The organism is Lachnospira pectinoschiza (assembly GCF_900103815.1).
In the GTDB taxonomy this organism is placed as follows: Bacteria; Bacillota; Clostridia; order Lachnospirales; family Lachnospiraceae; genus Lachnospira; species Lachnospira pectinoschiza_B.
Genome location: NZ_FNHZ01000001.1, coordinates 592,746 through 613,398, shown reverse-complemented (window position 1 = coordinate 613,398; position 20,653 = coordinate 592,746). Strand labels below are relative to the sequence as shown.

Here is a 20,653-nt window from a genome sequence, read left to right as displayed (position 1 = left end):
CCTTTAATTATAATTATAGGCTTTAGGTATTATAGCATACTTTCATCCAAGGTAAAACGTATTTTTTTCAATACTTTAGTTAAATACTATATTAATTTATTGACTTTGACTTGTTAGCACGTTACTATGACATAGTGAAACTTTACTCATTTGGCATAATTTATCTTTTGTGATAACATAATTACTCTGTAGATTATGCACTTGCTTTTGATATAAATTTTAATATCAATAAGTAAAGTTACATTATATATACATTATTTAAATTTAAGAAGGGAGACTTATACTTATGACAGCACAAGTATGTTTGATAATTACAATTGCCCTCTATCTTGTAATGATGATTGTAGTTGGAATTATTTTCTCAAAAGGTAACGAAGACACTGGCGATTTCTACTTAGGTGGTAGAAAGTTAGGCCCCTTTGTAACTGCCATGAGCGCCGAGGCCTCTGATATGAGTAGCTGGTTACTAATGGGTATCCCAGGACTTGCATATATTTCAGGTCTTGCAGATCCATTTTGGACAATCCTTGGTTTAGCCCTAGGTACTTATCTTAACTGGCTCTTTGTAGCAAAGAAGGTACGAAAGCAAACTGAAATTCTTGGAGCAATTACAGTTCCCGAGTATTTCTCAAAGCGTTTTGGAGATAAGAAAAATATCTTAACTTGTATTTCAGCTTTAATTATTGTTGTTTTCTTTATTCCATATACAGCATCAGGTTTTGCCGCATGCGGTAAGCTTTTTAACACATTATTTGGCGTAAATTATTTACTCGCCATGGTTGTTAGTGCAATTATTATTGCGCTTTATTGTACAATGGGCGGCTTTAAGGCCGTTTGTACTACAGACCTTATTCAGAGTATCTGTATGACAATTGCCCTATTTATTGTTATTTTATTTGGTATTAATCAGGCCGGTGGTCTTGATGCAGTTATTGATAATGCTAAGGACTTACCAGGTTTCTTTAGTATTACATCTGTTCATGATGCTACTACTAACAGCGCCTCACCTTATTCAGCAATCACTGCAATTTCAATGCTTGCTTGGGGACTTGGTTATTTTGGTATGCCACATATCCTTATTAGATTTATGGCTATTGGAGATGTTAATAAGATTAAAACTTCAAGAAGAGTTGCTAGCGTTTGGGTAGTTATTTCCATGGCAGTAGCACTTCTTATTGGTATTGTAGGTCTTGGAATGAGTGCAACTGGCGTTATTCCTACATTTACTAACACAGCTGATTCAGAAAGAGTTATTATTCACATTGCTAATTTAATGAGTAGCTACGGATTATTCCCAGCAATTATTGCAGGACTTATTCTTGCTGGTATCCTTGCTGCTACAATGTCCACTGCAGATTCACAGCTACTTGCCTCTGCTTCTGCTATTTCTTCAGATTTAATCCAGACTTTCTTTGGAAAGAAGTTATCTGACGAAGTCTCAGTAAAGGTTGCTAAGATTACTGTTGTTTTAATTTCTGTAGTTGCTATCTTTATTGCAAGAGACCCTAACAGCTCAGTATTCTCAATCGTTTCCTTTGCATGGGCAGGTTTTGGTGCCGCTTTTGGACCAGTAGTTTTACTTGCACTTTTCTGGAAGCGTTCAACAATGGCCGGTGCCCTTTCAGGTATGATTACAGGCGCAGTTGTGGTATTCCTTTGGAAGTACGTTATTAGCGGCCTTGGCGGTGCATTTGCAATATATGAATTATTACCAGCATTCTTACTTGCTTTAATTGTAAATGTAATCGTAAGCCTTTGCACTAAGGCTCCAACTGAAGTTGTTGAAAAACTTTCAGAGTAGTTTTGAATAAATACGACATTTTTCTTTAAAAGAAATAAAAAGGACTTAGAAAATGTATCTAGCTTTGAGAGTTATCTCAAGCCCACATCTTCTAAGTCCTTTAATTTAACTCAGTCGGGGTACAAGCTCCGACTGAGTTAAACGCTCCGCGAGGATGCGCACGGATTCGGACAGGAATTTGTCTGCTGAAGCAGACCCGAATCCGGCGCGCAAGACTCGCGAGCGAGTCTTGACTAATTAATCCTCTACATCATCATCTAAATGACTAAAAGGATTATAGCTCTTATCGTTTCTATCCTCATCTGGAGCATCATCTAATTTAGCATACTTAAAGAGTTTCTCGATTTCATCAAGATCCTCATCCTTCTTATTCTTAAAAATCTCATCCATTGGATTCATAAATTTTACCGCCTTTCTTATAATAAAATTGCATAAAAATTGCGTACAGTTAATATAACAGATTTTAAAAGTTATGTAAATTATTCCTTCTTTGTCTTCTAACCCTGTTAATGTGTCTTTCATAATCTCCTGATTCAAGTAATCTAGCAATTACATACTGATCAAAAGTAGGTACGGTACATGAATAAAAGCCTAGTTTCTCATTAAATTCTTCTACTAGATTTAAAGGCAATATCATATAGCCTAATCGAAGGGAAGGAGCAATGGTTCTTGAAAATGTATTGATATAGATTACATTTACATCTGCTGCCATAGAAAAAAGCGGCTCCTCTAGTTTTCTTGAGACTGTGAGTTCAGAATCAAAATTATCTTCTATAATTATTCCATCTCTTTTTCTTGCCCAATTTAGATATTCATTTTTCTTAGAAATATCCGCAGTGATACCAGTTGGAAAACTATTAAAAGGAGTTACATGAAGTACCTTAGCCTTAGTTTTTTCTAATTGCTTACTATCAATTCCAGAATCCGTCATATCTAGAGGGTCACAAGCATGTCCCATAGCTTCATAAACCTGCCTGATTTTATTATAGGAAGGATTCTCAATTGCTATTGTGCTTTTATTATCTAGTAGCTGGGCAATAAGGCCATATAAATACTCGGCACCTGAACCGATTATTACTTGCTTTGCACTAATATTAATTCCTCTACTTCTTGCAAGATAAAAGCATATCTCATTACGAAGCTTAATAGCCCCATGATTAGGGGATTTAACAAGTAATTTATCCCCGTAATCAAGTATTACCCTTCGCATGGTTTTTGTAAGAATTGAAAGAGAGAATTCACCTTTTTTCTCCTCCTCTTCTTCTGTGTAATCTTCCCTTGATTTTTCCTCAAAGCTTTCTTTTTGTCCAGGGTCAAGGTCTTTATTTAATTGCTTTTGATTAAAGTCCTCACCTTTATATATAACAAATACTCCACTTCTTTCCTTTGACCTTGTATAACCCTCTTCATTAAGAAGAGTAATGGCATGTTCCACAGTAATTACGCTAGTTTCTGTATCTGCAGCAATAACTCTTTTAGAGGGTAATTTACTACCATAGGGGTAGATTCCTGAGACTATATCAGAAACTAAAGCCTCGTAAATTTGTATATATGCGGCCTTGCCTACATTTTCATCTATATTAATATTCATCTGGTTATATTAACCACTCCTTTTTTGGTTATTTTTATATGTTCAGTTTAATGGTAATCTTTCAGAAACAAAAAGTAAAGGAGTTAAAGGAAAATGACTACAAATACTAGAAATACAACTAAGATAACAACTATTAGAATTACAATGACCGCACTTTTTATGGCTCTAAATATTATTATGTCTTCCTTTGGTCTACCAGTACCTGGAGGACATGTTTATCTATGTGATGCTGTAATTTGCCTTGCTGCTTTAATACTAAATCCTGTTGAGGCTTTTATTGTTGGTGGTGTAGGTTCCTTCTTTGGAGATATGATTTTCTATCCCCTAACAATGTTTGTTTCTTTAGTAACTCACGGTTTACAGGCATTCGTTATTTCATTAATTGCACACCACACAGTTAAAAATAAGCCTAAGCTTGCTTCAGCTATTGCTGTTATTGTTGGTGGCCTTATTATGGTTCTTGGCTACACTCTTGGTAAAGCCTTTGTTTATAGCACTAAGGAATATGCAATTATTACTATGCCTTATGAAATTACACAGACATATCTTGGTGCAATTCTTTCAATGCTACTTGCTTACAAATATAAGATTAAGGGCCTTTGCCTAAAGCTTATGAATGGAAACACTAAAAATCATGTGGAAATTACAAATTAAGAAAAAGCTTGTTAGAGCAGGAAAAACCTATTCCTAATCTAGCAAGCTTTTTAATTTATAATCATGTAAAGCGGTAAAAAGACTATTATTTACTTTATCATATCAGCTGAGAGCTTTCTTAACTCCTCACATTCAGCCTTTATATCATCAGCTGCAAATATTGCACTTACTAAAGCTACGCCATCAACTCCTGTACCCTTTAGCTTAGATATATTATCCTTTTTTATACCACCAATTGCTACAACAGGCACATCCACAGCCTTACAGATATCAGCAACTACCTTTAAGTCTAGTACACTAGCATCTTTTTTAGTTGATGTTGAAAATATAGCGCCTACCCCTAAACAATCTGCGCCATTTTTAACAGCTTCAACCGCTTCTTTAACAGAATGAGCAGAAACTCCTATCATCATCTTATCTCCAACAAGTTCTCTTACCCTTCCTGCTGCCATGTCATCCTGTCCAACATGAATGCCATCTGCTCCAGATTTAATTGCAACTTCCACATTATCATTTATAAAGAAAGGAACCTTGTATTTATTACATAAAGCTTTAATCTGAATAGCTTCCTTTAAAAATTCCTCATCTGATAAATTCTTTTCTCTTAACTGAAGACAAGTAATTCCTCCTTTAAGAGCTTCCTCCACCTGTTCATAAAGGCTTTGTTTGCCTGTCCAGGCTCTGTCTGTAACTGCATAGAGCAGCATATTTTCCTTATCGCACTTCATATCTAGCACCTTCTTCTAAAATTTCCGGAGTCATGTTATAGACTGCATCTATAATGTAGTTTCTAAAGCTAGCATTGCCATCCATATTAGAAAGTCTTTTAAATGCTATTTCTCCTGCAAGTCCCATAGTCATTACAGAAACAGCCACAGCCTCTAATTGGTTATCTTTATTAGCCGCAAGAAAGGCAGTAGTCATAGCAGATAACTGACAACCTGTTCCAGTTATTCTAGACATTTCCTTAACTCCATTATATATACAATAAGCCTTTTTATCACTTGCTACAATATCTATCTGGCCTGTAATTGCAATTATTGCCTTAGTTTTTCTAGCGCATTCTTTAGCAAATGCAACTCTTTCCTCTAGGTTATCATAATTAATTACATCCTCTATATCTGCATCTACACCTCTTGTATTAGACTCAGATTCCATTATTGCTCTAATTTCAGATAAGTTACCCCTTATAACGCTAATTTTTCTTTTACTAATTAAGTCTTTGGCTGTATTAGTTCTTAGCTTTGAAGCCCCTGCACCTACTGGATCTAAAAGCACTGGCTTATCTAATTCGTTAGCCTTTTTAGCGGCCAAAAACATAGACTCTATAGTGTTTTTATTTAAGGTACCAATATTGATATTTAGGCCACTAGCAATTGATGTTATTTCACAAACTTCTTCCTTTTCATCTGCCATAACAGGGGATGCGCCTATTGCTAGTATTATGTTGGCACAATCATTAACTGTAACATAATTTGTAATGTTATGTACAAGAATTCCCTTTGTTTTTACATTTTCAAAAATCTCTTTAAACATAGTTTCCTTCCTCTTTTTCTAGTTCCTTTACTTTCTATGTTTAGGTATTCCACAAGCCTCATTTCCCGCCATGTCTAAAGCCTTCTTTTCTTCAGCCTCTGGATCTATTAAACAATCACTAAATTCTTTATGCTTATTAAACCACTTTACTGCATATGAACAAGTAAGCTCTGCCTTAGCATTTCTTTTCTTTAATTCCTTTGCTAGTAGTTCCATTAAAATACCAGCCACTCCTTGTCCTCTTAAAGAAGGATCAACAACTGTATGTGTAACTTCAACCTTTCCTTCTTCAAACTCAGGAAAATCTACATATGCGATTATATTATCATCCTCGCCCTTTAAGTATATTTTCTCCTTATGAATTGTAAAATCATTAACATTAACTGACATAAAAACCTCCTTTATATTATTTTACATTTATTGTTCTTTCTTCATCATATACTTTTTTAGAATATATCATAGTTGCTATAACTGCCACTAATATATAAGCAAGCATTAGAAAAATTCCAACAATTGATTGCTTTATAAAGGCCAAAAGCTTCCATGAAAATAAAAAAGATTGTTTGACATAATCCCACAATATCTAGCACCTTAGCATTAGCCTCTAGGGATTTAATTTCCTTATCTTCTGTGCTTCTAGTTGCTTTCCTCTCAAAATACATTGAAAATGCTATCCAAAAAATCGCCATTACAATAATTATAATTGGGAAAATGAAATTCTCATATTTACTTCCCCATCTATCCACAACTCCATTTAAATCATAATGCATAGGCATCTTTTCAGGTAAAAAGCTCATTAACACAGCCATAACAACTAAATTAACAACTGCTAATACACACATGATTTTTCTAATTACATTATTCTTCATAATATTATTCTCCTTTAAACTGACTAATCCACATAACTAACTCTTGAAAAACTGTTGTATTAATTTCGTAATAAATAAAATTCTTTTCTTTATATTCCATCACTAAATCTGCTTCCTTTAGAAGTTTCAAATGATACGAAAGAGCTGCAGGGCTAATGCCCAACTTTTCTGCAATCTCTCCTGCATTAAGTCTTTCATCCTTAAGCATAACTAATATGTCTCTTCTTTGCTTATCAGATAATACTTTAAAAATATTTGCCTTAGCCGTATAATCACCTTCCTTCATAATTGCTTAAACTTTATAAATAGCTATTTAAAATTTATTTTAATTACATCTTAAGATTAACACTTTAATAATTTAATGTCAAAGCTATTTAAAAAATATTTTAAATTGGAAATATAAAAAAGCCCTAAAGACTAGAATTTTCTAATCTTTAGGGCTAATAGTTTTATTCGAATCTAGGGAATAGGACTCCATTTTCCTTAGACTCATGCTCTGAAATATCCGCAAATAACTCCTGCATCTTTCTATAAATAAAGGATAGGTTACTATCTTCTTTTTTATAAGTAAAATTATCTGATAGCTTAGTCATTTCAACAATTCTCTCTTCTGCTTTTCCGTGTTCATCTTCTAAATTACTAATCTTTAATAAAAGCTCATTCTTATCAGTATTTGTCATAATCATCATTGGGAAAACTTCCAATTCTTCCTTTTCAAAATGTCCTTTTAATTCAAAAGACATTCTTTTAAATTCTCCAAAAATCTCCCATAATTTATCATCTAGATCTGTATTTATTTTCTCATAATTCTTTATATCTGAACTTATAAAGTCCATTAACTCTAACTCTTTTTTATGATGCTTAGTTCTAATATCATATATTAATTCTGACACTGACATATTAGCTGCTAAGGCCTCTTTATCTACTCTTTGTTTTAAATCTTCTATCATTTCCTTGCTAATCATAAGTTACTCCTTTAATCTTATTCTTAGTAGAATATTTTATAACTTTGCTTCATACTTTTCTGTGGCTAGAACCACTAAATTAAAAAAACAGAGGCAAATTCTTGCCTCTGCTTTCTAATAAACTAATTATTCTTCTTTCTATCAAACACTATTGAAATTATGACAAATAAACATAATACAAAAGGATAAATCAAGTATGGTATAAAGTTAAAACTTGGAATACCTGCAATGCTTGATGCCACAAGTAACTGTGCACCATAAGGAATAATTCCCTGCATAATACATGAACTTACATCAAGTAATGAAGCCACCTTCTTTGGCTCAACCCCATACTCATCGCCAATTTCCTTTGCAATAGGAGCTGCAACTACAATAGCTACGGTATTGTTAGCTGTTGCAATATCCATAAATGCTGTAAGGGAGAATATACCAAACATTCCACCCACCTTACTTTTAGCTCTCTTTCTAATAAAGGATAAAATAGCCTCAAAGCCACCATTATTACGAATAAGAGATGTGATTGAAGCCACTAGGATTGTAACAATCATAGTCTCAAACATTCCTGAAATACCAGTTCCAATTGAAGAAAGGGCTGTTGCATAAACTAGGCTTCCTGTTACCACACCTGCAAGCACAAAGCTTAAAATACCAATAGTTAACACAATAAATACATTTATACCAACAATTGATAATACTAATACAAGGAAATAAGGAAGTGCCTGCCAAATATTAAAATCAAAGTTTCCAATTGTCTCGCCCTTATTCATAAAGGAATAGATAACTAAAATCACAAATGTAATAACTGCTGCCGGAAGGGATACCTTAATATTAGTTCTAAACTTATCCTTCATAGCAACACCCTGAGTCTTTGTTGCAGCAATAGTTGTATCTGAAATAAAAGATAAATTATCACCAAACATTGAACCGCCAACAACAGCTCCCACACAAAGAGCAAGAGATAATGCACCGTTTGCTGAGATTTCCACTGCAATAGGCACAAGTACTGTAATTGAACCTACGCTAGTTCCCATGGCCATTGAAATCAAACAAGCAATAAGAAATAGTCCCGGAACCTCAAAGCCCTTTGGAATTATGTTAAGTAACATATTAGCTGTACTTGTTGCACCACCCGCTGCAGATGCGATTCCGCTAAAGGCGCCTGCTAATATGAAAATGAATAACATAGTCACTATGTTATCATCACCAATTCCAGTAGCACATAGATGTATCTTTTCTTCAAAAGTTACTTTTCTATTTTGTAGAAAGGCAAAAATTAAAGAGATACTAAATGCTAAAACCACTGATACCACATAAAAACCCATTTGACCCTCAACTGGGCTAATATATTCAAAAAAGATACCATTGCCTAAATATAAAACTAAAAATATAGCTATGGGAATTAAAGCCCATCCATTAGCCTTTACTTTACCATCATTTTCCATTTTACTTTCTCCTTAAATGTGTTTTGTCCTAAAAAAATGCCTTTCTATTTTACAAAAAATGTAACATTTTCTCAAGGGTAAAAAAACCTGACCGACAAAGATAGACTAATGCGGTCAGGTTATATAATAGCTATTATTTTGTAAAAAAGTTACCTAATTATTTTGCCCCCTATAACTGTTCTAGTAATATTCTTTATCTAATTTGTCATTTCTTATTAAGTCAAGAACCACATCTGCAATCTTTGGATCAAATTGCTTGCCCTTGTTGTTCTCAATCTGTCTAATTATCTCTTCTTTGTCTAATCGCTTTCTATAAACTCTGTTGGAATTCATGGCGTCATAAGCATCAGCAAGACATATAATTCTTGCGATGTATGGAATTTCCTCACCTACTAAACCTACTGGATAGCCCCCACCATCGTAGCGTTCGTGATGAAATAGTGCGCCTAATTCAACATTTTCCAAACTCTTAAACTCTCTTAGTATCTCCCCACCCATAATTGTATGAGCCTTTATTATTTCAAACTCCTCATCTGTTAACTTACTTGGCTTATCTAAAATGTTATCTGGAACACCGATTTTACCACAGTCATGTAGCAGACCTATATAGTAAATGTGTTCTAGCTCTTCACCTTCAAAGCCTAGCTCTTTAGCTATAGTCTTGGTATAGCTTGCCACTCGCTTTGAATGACCGTTGGTATACGGATCCTTAGCATCAATAAATCTTGTAAAGGTCTCAATCGATTCCACGATAATCTTGTTATCGCGCTCGTGCTGAGCCTGATATTTCCTAATCTGTAAATAGGTAATTATATATATAGCCAAAATGATTATCCACATTAAAAAGCCTATAAAGGATACCCAAAACATTGTATCTGCAATTATTATTCTATGAAATTTATATTGTATTTCAAAACTAGAATCAATAATCTTATCATCCATAGGAACATACATTATAATTCCCGGAGTTGTTGCTTCATGACTTCCTATTGGCATCTCCATAGCATTAAGAGATGTACTTGGATAGTAGATTAAATAATCTCCTGCCTCTAATCTTATTAAATCCTCACCATCTACCGTAACTGTATCAAATTCATATTCCTCTTTATTAAATTCACGCATATCTGGAACCGTGGCTTGGTATTCGTTAGAATTCACGTATTGATGTACTTCAAGAGAGCCATTCCAAGCCGAAGATAAAAATACCTCCTGATCAAAGGTCAACACAAAGTAAAACTCTGAGACCTTATCCTTGGTATTATTCATAATTGTAAAGTCATAGGTATAAGCCTTATAGTTATTCTCTGTGATGCCCTCATTGTTAAAATCAAAAATCTTACCCCAAGTACTTGCTCTTGGTAAAGACTGAATCACCAAATAATCTCCTACAACCTTTGTATTTAAATATTCACTTGAATCATATATTTCGCAATGCTGCTTTTTATTATAAAGCTTGGTCCTAATAATACTTGCAAATAGCATAGCCACTAATAATGCAAGTGCCAAGGCAAAAAACACAATTGCTCTTTTCTTATAAATCTTTTTCACTGCTTTACCCCAATAAAAAATTTTACCTGTTACAGCTTAAATATAACAGAAATCTTTTACATTTCCCATAGTCATTAATAACATTATATAAATACACAAATTAATTTTACTAAGCTCTTCCCCAAAATACAAGCGTTAATATTCCCATGCAAATTGGCTGATGAATAAGGTAAATAAACAAACTATGCTTTCCTAAAAAATCCAAAATCGGAATCTTAATAGAAGCTATCTTCATAAATTTTTCTCTACTAAAGACTCCCCCATCCTTTAGAACTCTATTAAAGGCATAGCCTGCAATAAAGAGGAAAAACCATGGCATAATTGGGAAATAATCCGCTGAAACAAAGCCTTCCTTTAAAAAGCCAAAGGGCACTAAGGCCTGATGCTGGTATAGATAGTCTGGCAAACTAATAAGCTTTAATTTATGTATTCCAAGATGTCTTGCTGGTATTGAAAATGTAAACAAATACAGAAAGAAAGACAACAAAAATACTGCTATTGAAGGCAGCTTATCTAGCCATTTAGACAGTGGTATTAATATAAGCATAGAAGCACCAATTAAAAATAGCACCCCATAATAAATAGCAATATCCGGGCCAAGTCCCGCTGTAACAAGAGTTAATAAAACGCCAAACAAACTTACAATAAGGCCCCTCTTTAGCTTACTTCTTGTATTAAAGTTCCAGACAAAGCCAGAGAGAAAGATAAAGGATATGCAAATGTACTGCTCCCATATATATACATTTTTATTAAAAATCCAATTACCCTCTCCACTAAATAACACAAAATAGTCGTAGCAAAAATGATAGGCTATCATATTAAGAACTACAAAGCCTCTATAGGCATCTAGTAGATGTAATCTTTTATTAGTCTTTTCCATAAAATCCTCTTTTTTCTAATATTATGTTTATAATTAATCTACTTGATTATAAATACTAAGAGTTATGACCGTCAATTGGTTAGCAAATAAGTTATGTAAAAAAGCGACACAAATTACTGTGTCGCTTTCTTTGCATATTTATTTATCCTCTTTAGATTCGTAAATTTCCTTTTCGTGTTTAAAGCCCCAGTTCATAATAGAATAAAAGACCGGTAACAAGTCCTTTCCCATATCTGAAAGGGAATATTCCACATGCGGTGGCACCTCATTAAACTGAACTCTATTAACTAGGCCATCCTCTTCAAGCTCTCTTAAGCTCTTTGTTAGCATAGTATTTGTAATCCCTTCAAGGTCCTTTTTTAGCTGACCAAATCTCACGCTGTCATATATGCAAAGCTCATACATTAACTGAGACTTCCATCTTCCTGAAAGCATCTCAAGTAGTGGAGTAACAGGACAATGACCATCCTTTGTTAAAATGCCTTTCTTAACCTCCACCAAATATTCCTCGTAGGGCATATAATCTTCGTTCTTTACTGACATATAAACCTCCAATTATAGTATTTTACATCTATTTTAGTATTTAATTTACCGAATTTGTTAATTACATTTTAGCATATTTAGCTTAAAGTAACCATTCATTTCCTCAAAGCCTAAGGACTTATATAAATTAACAGCCATCTCTGAGCTTTCAAGATAAATCTTTTTTATTCCTTCTCTTTTAGCTTTGTCTATAAGCTTATTGCAAATTTTTGCTGCAATTCCACGCCTTCTATATTCTTTTCTAACATAAATGTTCATAAGATAGGCGCATTTTCCACTCATATTATCAGGGGAGGGTAACTCCTTATAAAGGCACAATCCCCCTGATCCTACAAAGTTTTCTCCGTCATAGATAGCTATAGCAAAATGTCCATTTTTTTCTAATTCTTCTCTATAATAGATTTCATTTTCTCTTCTAATTGCTTCCCAATCTTCCTTTGACATGTCCTTTTTTTCCAAAGCAAATACATTAGATAAAACTTCCATCCTAATCTTTAAAAGCTCTTCTAAGTCATTAATTCCAAGGCTTTTTATAAATAAATTTTCCACTAAGCTGCCACCTTTCTATACACCTTAGGAAGGGCCTTTTTATCTACCTTACCATTAGGGTTAAGGGGCAGACTCTTTAACTCCACAAAATACTCAGGAATCATAAAATCAGTCAAATAATCCTTCAAATAGTTAGTAATTTCTGAAAGGTCTACATTTTCATCTTCAACAACAATATAAGCAACCATATAATACAAATTGCTCTTATCTATATTAGGCGATACATAAACCTGCTTAATAAGACTAGATTTAGCCATTACATTTTCCACTTCACTAACTTCAACCCTCTTACCCTTAATCATAATCTGGCTGTCTTTTCTGTGTAAAAATGCAATGTTGCCGTCAGCTAACACATAACCCAAATCGCCACTTCTATACATTCTGCCCTGGCTTGTTTCTACAAAGCTTTCGTTTTCCTTGGCTCTATCACCAATATAGCCATTAGAAACTCCATCCCCAAAGATACAAAGTTCACCAATTTCGCCTTGTGCTAATTCATTGCCCTTCTCATCCATTATCTTAATGTCTGTGTTTAGTACAGGCTTACCCACTGGAAATGTTCCGTCTGGCAATACATTTTCCTTACTACATCTAAGATAAGAGGCACAAACTGTGGTCTCAGAAGGACCATAAGTATTATAAACTTCCACCTTGCCTAAAAGATTAGTTACATAAGATTCTCTAATTACATCGCCACCGCTAATTAGGAGTCGAATGCTAGCTGGAATTTCATCAAGTTCATTAATCTCTTGTAAAAGATAAGGGAATCCACTAAGCATTGTCACCTTATTACGTCTTATAAATTCTATTAATTTTTTAACGTCTTTTCTTTCCTCATCTGATGGAATTGCAAGACAAGCCCCTGATAAAAGTGTTGTAAATACCTCTTCCACAAAAATATCAAAAGAGCATACCGAATGCTGAAGCATTATATCACCCTTGCCAGGATTAAATTCATTAGAAAAAGCTCTCACATAATGACATACATTGGCATTCGTAACTGCCACACCCTTTGGCTTACCTGTGGTTCCTGATGTGTATAAAATGTATGCCAAATCCTCAGGATTATAATCTATATTATTAAGACTTTCTCTTCTTTTACTAACTTCATTTACCTTAGCTGCTTCTCTAAAATCATATCCTTTATTTACAATAATCTTTTTAATATCAGCTAAAATGTGTGCGTGCTTCTCATTTGTAATAACAACATCTACCTCAGCTTCTTCCATCATAAATTTAATTCTCTCTTTTGGAAAAAATGGTTCAACTGGAATATAGGCTGCTCCCACTCTTAAAGCTGCAAAAATTGCCGCAATCATTTCAACTGAATGATCCATTATAATTCCTACTCTCTTTGACCCTTTTGGAATCTGTGTAGCAATAGAATCAACCATCTCCATTAATTCTCCCCTTGATAGACTTCTATTATTATCAAATACCACACATGCATCCTTATCCTTCTTTAGGACTTCCATAAACTTCTCAATAATTGTGTTCTTCTTATTCATCTTAAAACTCCTATGTCAATACCGTTTCCCTGTTACGCATTTATAATAAGGGATAAACTTTAGTCTTAACAAGTACGCAGTTTCTTGATACATAGTATCATCCATGATACTTTTGCATGGATAGGGACTTAGGAGAGTATAAAATTTTGGATTAATTGCTAATTTAGAGGAAATTATTATGAAAAAGAGGGTAAAAAAAGAGCGGCAAGCATAAACTTGCCACTCCACATTTATTAAAGCTTAGATACTAAACAAACAGTCTCCACATGCACAGTTCCAGGGAACATATCCACAAGACAGACCTTCTTTATCTCGTAGCCTCTCTCCTGTAACATCACTAAATCTCTTTGAAGTGATGTTGGCTTACATGAAATATAAACCATGGAATCTACACCATAATCAATAATCTTTTCTAGAGCCTTAGGATTAATGCCATCTCTTGGTGGATCAAGAACGATAAAGTCTGGTTTATCCTCGATCTTATCAAGAGCTGTTAAGACATCTTCAGCCATAAATTCGCAGTTATGAAGTTCATTTAGCTTAGCATTTTCCTTAGCAGACTTAACTGCATCTTCAACGATTTCAACGCCAATGACCTTTTTTGCAACTGGAGCTAAAATCTGGGCAATTGTACCTGTTCCTGAATATAGGTCAAAAATAACCTTATCCTTAGTTTCTCCCACATATTCTCTTGCCTTAGAATAAAGTACTTCGGCACCTAAAGAATTAGTCTGAAAGAAAGCAAAGGCTGCAATCTTAAAGTTAAGACCTAGAAGTTCCTCTGTAATAAAGTCCTGACCATAGATAATATCTGTGCCCTCGTTAATTACAACATCGGCAATAGAATCATTAAGTGTATGTAATACACCAACAATCTTTCCTTCTAAATCAAGCTTTAATAAGGCATCAGATAATTCACTAATCTTAGAATCATGATTTTCCTGACTTGTTGTTATTAAATCTATAAGAATTTCACCTGTTTTAACAGCCTTACGTACAAGTAAATGTCTTAAATAACCTTCATGGCTGTTCTTGCCTAAAAACTTAAGTTCATGTTTGCTAGCCCAGTCCTTAACGCAGTCAAGAATCTTACTGTAATCCTTATCTACAATCTTACAGCCTGAAACATTAACAATGTCATACATGCTGTTTCTTTTGTGAAGGCCAAGGGCTAATGGACCATCTTTATATTCATCTCCAAAGGAGAATTCCATCTTATTTCTATATTCTTCAAACTTAGGACTGCCTAGGATTCCTTCAAATTCATAATCAGTTTTAGCTACTGCATCAATAAGCTTTTTAACCTGTTCTTTCTTCATTTCAAGCTGTGTCTTATAATCCACTGTCTGATACACACAGCCACCACAATTACCAAAATGTGGACAGGCCTCATTAATTTCACTAGGAGCTTTCTTTATAACCTCTAATAATCTACCTTCGCACTTACCATGCTTCTTTTTATTAACCATAAAGCTTACTTCCTGACCTGGAATAGAGTTCTTAACAATAACTCTAGCTGGCTCTTCTTCACCCATAGGAAGGAAACTTGCATTGGCAATAACAACTTCCATCGCAGATAAATCACCCTTATCAACCTTAGCTATAGGCTCTACTACTGCCTTGTTTGGAAAATCTGCATATATAACTTTACCTGTATAAACTTCACCTTTTTTCAAATTCTTACTCCAATCTTTATCCAATAAATAGCTTAACCATATTAACATATAAAAACTATTTCTATCAACAAAAAGAAGGCCTTTAAAAACACAAAAAAGCTCTTCCTATCCGCAGATAGAAAGAGCTTAAATTCTTTATCTAATAGACCAGCAAATAAGTCAATGTATGACTTTAGTCAGCATTCTGACTAGTTCTCAAGTTCAAAATCATCATCATCAAAATCATCATCGAAGTCATCGTCATCGAAATCATCATCAAAATCATCTAAATAATCTGGTGTGAAATATCTATAAATTGCATATGCTACAGCTGCAATTGCTGCAACTGCTGCTAATACAGCAAGTACGATAACAACAACATTAACTTTCTTAGTCTTCTTAACTTCTACATCCTTCTTATGTAGAATATCATTAAGCTTAGTAGCAGCAATGATTTCATCAATTTTGTCCTTACTCATATGCCCTCTCCTTTCAATCACGGTCAATCTTTAATATGAATTATATCATAGTAAATTTAATGTTGCAATAAACTTTACTTTTTCTTAAGATTTGCAAATTGACTAAGCATTCGCTTAATTCCAAACTCATCAAAATCTACTGTAACCATGAAATCTCTTGGTGATTCCTCAATCTTCTTTACAATTCCTTCACCAAACTTTGCATGTAAAACAGTATCACCTTCTCTATATCCAAGACTTTCAATTCCGCCAAGACCTGTGCTTGGGCCTTCCTTACTTGTCTTAAAGGCACTTACATTACTGCTTCTTTTATAAGCTGAATCCTTCTTTGTATCTTTCTTTAAATCAAAAAGATCCATTGGGAATTCCTTACCAAAGCCCACCTTAGTATTATTAGTCTTAAAGCCTGAATTACTCTGGCTAGGCTTAGTTGTATATGCACTTGCAGAAGATGAATAACTTGATTTATAAGCATTGCCACCGTAACTTGAAGAATAGCTCTTACCTATTGGAACTCTCTTGCTTTCATATTCCTTAGTTTTACCTGAACCATAAGCTGATAAAATACTCTTTCCAACTGCTCTAAAATTAGTCTTATGACCTGAAGAATAATCCTCATCCCCACCGTAACTAATATTCTTGTTATTACTATAACCTGTGCAGTTATTCTCTATATTAAGATACTCATCAGGTATCTCCTTAATAAATCTAGAAACCTTACAACTCTGAGTCTCTCCTCTAATCATTCTCATCTTAGCTGCAGATAAATAAAGTTCCTTCTTAGCTCTTGTAATACCTACATAGCAAAGACGTCTCTCTTCTTCAATCTCAGTTGGGTCATCACTTGTAATAGTCATATAACTTGGGAAAAGGCCATCCTCCATACCAGTCATAAATACTATAGGGAATTCAAGACCCTTAGCTGAATGAAGTGTCATAAGCATTACCTGCTTTTCTGACTCATCTAAATTATCAATATCTGCAATTAAGGCAACTTCTTCAAGGAAGCCTGAAAGAGTAGGCTCAATTTCCTCTTCCTTACAAGTCTGCTCATAACTTACTATCTTAGAAATTAATTCGTTAATATTGTCCTTACGAGCATCAACTTCTTCTCTTTCTTCCTTTTCAAGTAAGCTATCAATATATCTTGTTTCCTCTAAGATTTCTTCAATTAATTCATGAAGAGATATATCATCAAGTCTTTCTCTAAACTTCTCAATTAAATCTACGAAAGGCTTAACCTTACCTGCACCACGCTTGATAGAATCTATGCTATCAATTTCAGTTAAGGCATCCCAGAAAGTAATCTCATTATTATCAGCGTATTCCTGAATGTTGTTAATTGTAGTATCTCCAATTCCTCGCTTAGGAATATTAATGATTCTTTTAACTGCCTGACCGTCATTAGCATTATCAATAGTCTTTAAATAAGCAAGTAAATCCTTAATTTCCTTTCTCTGATAGAAACTTACACCACCATAGATTCTGTAAGGAATATTACGCATAAGTAGCTTTTCTTCTAGGGCACGGGACTGGGCATTAGTTCTATAAAGAATGGCAATGTCATTATAATCCCATCCATCTCTAACCTTCTCGGCAATCATAGAAACAACGCCTTCAGCCTCTGTAAAGCCTGAATCATACTGAGCAAAATTTACCAAATCCCCTTCTCCATTCTCTGTCCAAAGGGCCTTATCCTTTCTGCCTCTATTGTTCTTAATTACTGCATTAGCCACATTAAGAATTGTCTGAGTTGAACGGTAATTCTGCTCTAACTTAATAACCTTGGCACCGTCAAATGTAGTCTCAAAACTTAAGATATTAGTGATATTAGCACCTCTAAACTTATAAATTGACTGATCATCATCACCAACTACGCAAAGGTTTCTATACTTATCAGCAAGTAAACTAATAAGCTTAAACTGAGATGTATTAGTATCCTGATACTCATCTACCATTATGTACTGGAACTTCTCCTGATAGTAATTAAGAACTTCATCATCTTTTTCAAAAAGTTCTACAGTCTTAAAAATAATATCATCAAAATCAAGGGCATTATTAAGACGAAGTTGCTTTTGGTATTCTCTATAAACTTGAGCAATTCTTCTTCCGTTATAGTCTCCACCTACTGAAAGTTCATAATCTGCAGGAGCCTGTAACTCATCCTTAGCCTTAGAAATTGCGCTCATAATTGAACGTTCCTTAAGCATCTTAGTATCTATATTAAATCTCTTACAAATCTCTTTAATGACACTTTTCTGATCTTCTGTATCATAGATTGTAAAGTTGTTATCATATCCAATTCTATCTATATATCTTCTCAAAATACGCACGCAAGTTGAGTGGAAAGTTGAAACCCAAACCTTACCTGCATTCTCTCCAACAGCTAAATCCACTCTTTCCTTCATTTCCTTAGCTGCCTTATTAGTAAAGGTAATGGCTAAAATATTGTAAGGGGCTACCTTACAGTCATCTATTAAATATGCAATTCTGCTTGTTAAAACCTTAGTTTTACCAGAACCCGCTCCGGCAATAATAAGCAATGGGCCCTCAGTTGTCTCAACAGCCTTCTTCTGCATTCTATTAAGTCCACTTAAATTCATATTTACCTCTCAATAATCTTCTTAAATCTCAAACAAAAAATATTATAGCATAAATGAATTTTAAAAAGAACATTTTTTCGAAAAAAGAAATCCTAGCATTATGCCAATAGGCTCTAACACTAGGATTTCTTTAAAACAAATATTTTTATATTGGTTTTATTATCACATTTAACTAAATTAACTTTGTTCCGCAATTTCCACAAAACTTAGTTCCTGTTGTTGGTGTGCCACAATTAGGACAAAACTTTGGAATCTGACCATTTAATGTAGGATTTGTAAGACCTGCATTCGCTCCCTGATTAGCATTATTCATTGAATTTACCATCTGTGAGCCAAGAGCCATTCCCATACTTGCACCAACCATATCACCAGCAAGGCTTGAACCGCCCTTTGACATTCCATCAGCCATAGAAATATTAGTGTACTTATTCATATCTCCAACCATGGCCTGAGCTGCTGCCTTGTTCTGCATTCTAGTAACTTCTTCTGGATATGAAACGCTAGCAATGTTAAAATCTGTAACATTAAAACCTAACTTGCATAATTCCATATCAAGATCTGACTTAATACCTGCTGAAATCTGTAAGCTGTAAGCTTGAAGATTGAAAATGTCTTTACCTTCCGTAGCAATCCATTTCATAAGTAATTGATCAACCACGGCAGACACTCTAAGCTTAACATCCTCTACTCTATACTCTGTTCTAACGCCAGCTAACTTATCAATAAGAGTGATGTAATCATCTACCTTAAAAGAATAATTACCAAAGGCTCTTATTGGAAGACCTCCTGGTAAATTAAGCTGTGGTGCGGCAAGAACTACTGGGTTTTTAGTGCCCCACTTTTCAGTAAACTCTTTAGTGTTAACAAATAAAACCTCAGCTCTTAAACCACTGTTAAAACCGAACTTAAAACCCTTTAGAGTAGAAAGGAAAGGAATAATATCAGTTTCAATATTGTATTCACCTTCATCCTTAAAGATACCCTCTATCTTTCCGTTATACATAAAGATAGCGTCCTGTCCTGCTCTAAGAATAAGTTTAGAACCTTTTTTTATTTCATTGTTTGACCACTTGTGGAAAATGACATCATCTTTAAACTCATTCCATTCCACAACATTGGCAAATTGACCACCAAAAATACCCATTTTGTCTCCTTAGAATTTCTTTAAAATTTATTTCCTACGCCTTTGTAGTAATAAAAGACTAATAGCTCTTTATTATAGACCCATCTGAGCCTTAAGAGCAGCTAATTCATCATCTACTGCCTGATTTGTAGGATTTGCATCATACTTAGCTGTTAAACTATCGATGTTATTGTCTTCTTCAAGCTTGTTAAGCTCAGACATTGCATTAGCTTCATCAAGCATCTTGTCAGCCTTAGCTTCCATCTTCTCAAATGCAGCCATATTAGAGCTTGCGCCCATGCCCTTGCTTGCTACCTTATTAATCTTTTCCTGAGCCTTTGCAGCCTTAACCTTAGCCTTAATTGTATCTCTCTTAGCTTCAAGTTCAGCAGCATCCTTAACTAACTTATCATGCATCTGACGCATCTTTGTAGCATTTGCCTCAGCTGTCTGTGCAAGCTGTGTAAGTGAAGCCTGATTTGAAACTAATACCTGCTTCTTTTCAAGGAATGTTCTAGCATCAGCTTCGTTACCTGCAAGTAATGCCTTCTCAGCATATGACTGCATCTTAGCGATCTGCTCGTTACATTCGTTTAATTCTCTCTTAGTTCTAGCCTCTTCTGCCATAACTGAAGCAGTTTCAGCCTTAACCTCTGCTAAATCCTTCTCAAGATTTCTTAAATACTGATCAATCATCTTCTCTGGATCTTCAGCCTTATCAAGTAATGCATTAATATTAGCACTCATAATATCCTTAAATCTTGTTAAAATTCCCATGTTTTCCTCCAAATCTCCCTTACAAGGGTAAAACAAATTTAATTTGTTTCATTATAATATAAATTTAATTTCTTGTCACCTATCTCTATTTCCTTAGGCAATTTAAATTTATCACAAGACTGATATTTTA

General features: G+C 34.3%; 21 protein-coding genes. 2 read left to right on the top strand and 19 right to left on the bottom strand.

Translation table 11 applies throughout. The annotated features are described in order from the left end of the window. The first annotated feature begins 286 nt into the window (after positions 1 to 286). Entirely contained in the window at positions 287 to 1,801 is a 1,515-nt protein-coding gene (locus BLQ66_RS02610; protein ID WP_074520787.1) for a sodium/proline symporter, read from the top strand. A 237-nt stretch (positions 1,802 to 2,038) separates the two neighbouring features. On the opposite strand, the gene BLQ66_RS11965 is transcribed toward BLQ66_RS02610, so the two are convergent. After that, positions 2,039 to 2,200: a hypothetical protein gene (locus tag BLQ66_RS11965; protein WP_180364678.1), complete on the bottom strand. Its 162-nt coding sequence runs from the start codon at positions 2,198 to 2,200 to the stop codon at positions 2,039 to 2,041. A 64-nt stretch (positions 2,201 to 2,264) separates the two neighbouring features. Then, the gene (gene pdxR, locus BLQ66_RS02605) at positions 2,265 to 3,392 is read right to left on the bottom strand and encodes a MocR-like pyridoxine biosynthesis transcription factor PdxR (protein ID WP_074520786.1); all 1,128 of its coding nucleotides are present in this window, start codon (positions 3,390 to 3,392) and stop codon (positions 2,265 to 2,267) included. Positions 3,393 to 3,485: 93 nt separating this feature from the next. Between pdxR and BLQ66_RS02600 the strand changes: the two genes are divergently transcribed. Continuing rightward, positions 3,486 to 4,046, top strand: coding sequence for an ECF transporter S component (locus BLQ66_RS02600; protein WP_074520785.1), 561 nt, complete (start codon positions 3,486 to 3,488; stop codon positions 4,044 to 4,046). Between the two features lie 89 nt (positions 4,047 to 4,135). Here BLQ66_RS02600 and thiE read toward each other — a convergent pair whose 3' ends face one another. The 17 genes from thiE to BLQ66_RS02515 form a co-directional block, all read right to left on the bottom strand. Beyond that, complete coding sequence (thiE, locus tag BLQ66_RS02595) at positions 4,136 to 4,774, bottom strand: thiamine phosphate synthase (RefSeq protein WP_074520784.1); 639 nt, start codon at positions 4,772 to 4,774, stop codon at positions 4,136 to 4,138. Beyond that, positions 4,761 to 5,582, bottom strand: coding sequence for a hydroxyethylthiazole kinase (gene thiM, locus BLQ66_RS02590; RefSeq protein WP_074520783.1), 822 nt, complete (start codon positions 5,580 to 5,582; stop codon positions 4,761 to 4,763). The genes thiE and thiM overlap by 14 nt, the downstream gene beginning before the upstream one ends. A gap of 27 nt (positions 5,583 to 5,609) precedes the next feature. After that, positions 5,610 to 5,972 (bottom strand): GNAT family N-acetyltransferase, encoded by a 363-nt coding sequence (locus BLQ66_RS02585; RefSeq protein ID WP_074520782.1) that lies wholly within the window; start codon positions 5,970 to 5,972, stop codon positions 5,610 to 5,612. Between the two features lie 56 nt (positions 5,973 to 6,028). Beyond that, positions 6,029 to 6,451, bottom strand: a complete 423-nt coding sequence (locus BLQ66_RS02580) for a DUF1648 domain-containing protein (protein ID WP_074520781.1) — start codon at positions 6,449 to 6,451, stop codon at positions 6,029 to 6,031. 4 nt (positions 6,452 to 6,455) lie between these two features. After that, positions 6,456 to 6,737, bottom strand: coding sequence for an autorepressor SdpR family transcription factor (locus BLQ66_RS02575; protein ID WP_074520780.1), 282 nt, complete (start codon positions 6,735 to 6,737; stop codon positions 6,456 to 6,458). A 163-nt stretch (positions 6,738 to 6,900) separates the two neighbouring features. Continuing rightward, the gene (locus tag BLQ66_RS02570; protein ID WP_074520779.1) at positions 6,901 to 7,416 is read right to left on the bottom strand and encodes a hemerythrin domain-containing protein; all 516 of its coding nucleotides are present in this window, start codon (positions 7,414 to 7,416) and stop codon (positions 6,901 to 6,903) included. Between the two features lie 122 nt (positions 7,417 to 7,538). Next, a complete protein-coding gene (locus BLQ66_RS02565) occupies positions 7,539 to 8,858 on the bottom strand; it encodes a Na+/H+ antiporter NhaC family protein (RefSeq protein WP_074520778.1) in 1,320 nt (439 codons plus the stop codon). 180 nt (positions 8,859 to 9,038) lie between these two features. Then, a complete protein-coding gene (locus tag BLQ66_RS02560; RefSeq protein ID WP_074520777.1) occupies positions 9,039 to 10,406 on the bottom strand; it encodes an HD-GYP domain-containing protein in 1,368 nt (455 codons plus the stop codon). A 109-nt stretch (positions 10,407 to 10,515) separates the two neighbouring features. Further along, a complete protein-coding gene (locus BLQ66_RS02555) occupies positions 10,516 to 11,286 on the bottom strand; it encodes a heparan-alpha-glucosaminide N-acetyltransferase domain-containing protein (RefSeq protein ID WP_074520776.1) in 771 nt (256 codons plus the stop codon). 138 nt (positions 11,287 to 11,424) lie between these two features. Continuing rightward, positions 11,425 to 11,829 (bottom strand): winged helix-turn-helix transcriptional regulator, encoded by a 405-nt coding sequence (locus BLQ66_RS02550; RefSeq protein ID WP_083330236.1) that lies wholly within the window; start codon positions 11,827 to 11,829, stop codon positions 11,425 to 11,427. A 57-nt stretch (positions 11,830 to 11,886) separates the two neighbouring features. Next, positions 11,887 to 12,378 (bottom strand): GNAT family N-acetyltransferase, encoded by a 492-nt coding sequence (locus tag BLQ66_RS02545; protein WP_207645129.1) that lies wholly within the window; start codon positions 12,376 to 12,378, stop codon positions 11,887 to 11,889. Next, complete coding sequence (locus BLQ66_RS02540; protein WP_074520775.1) at positions 12,378 to 13,886, bottom strand: amino acid adenylation domain-containing protein; 1,509 nt, start codon at positions 13,884 to 13,886, stop codon at positions 12,378 to 12,380. Before BLQ66_RS02540 ends, BLQ66_RS02545 begins: the two co-directional genes overlap by 1 nt. 233 nt (positions 13,887 to 14,119) lie before the next feature. Continuing rightward, positions 14,120 to 15,562 (bottom strand): 23S rRNA (uracil(1939)-C(5))-methyltransferase RlmD, encoded by a 1,443-nt coding sequence (gene rlmD, locus BLQ66_RS02535; protein ID WP_074520774.1) that lies wholly within the window; start codon positions 15,560 to 15,562, stop codon positions 14,120 to 14,122. A gap of 188 nt (positions 15,563 to 15,750) precedes the next feature. Next, positions 15,751 to 16,020: a DUF4366 domain-containing protein gene (locus BLQ66_RS02530; protein ID WP_074520773.1), complete on the bottom strand. Its 270-nt coding sequence runs from the start codon at positions 16,018 to 16,020 to the stop codon at positions 15,751 to 15,753. A gap of 74 nt (positions 16,021 to 16,094) precedes the next feature. Beyond that, on the bottom strand, positions 16,095 to 18,623 hold the full coding sequence (locus BLQ66_RS02525) for an ATP-dependent helicase (RefSeq protein ID WP_074520772.1): 2,529 nt from the start codon (positions 18,621 to 18,623) through the stop codon (positions 16,095 to 16,097). Between the two features lie 172 nt (positions 18,624 to 18,795). Continuing rightward, the gene (locus tag BLQ66_RS02520) at positions 18,796 to 19,767 is read right to left on the bottom strand and encodes an SPFH domain-containing protein (RefSeq protein ID WP_074520771.1); all 972 of its coding nucleotides are present in this window, start codon (positions 19,765 to 19,767) and stop codon (positions 18,796 to 18,798) included. 72 nt (positions 19,768 to 19,839) lie between these two features. Beyond that, a complete protein-coding gene (locus BLQ66_RS02515; protein ID WP_027430267.1) occupies positions 19,840 to 20,523 on the bottom strand; it encodes a PspA/IM30 family protein in 684 nt (227 codons plus the stop codon). Between the last annotated feature and the right edge of the window lie 130 nt (positions 20,524 to 20,653).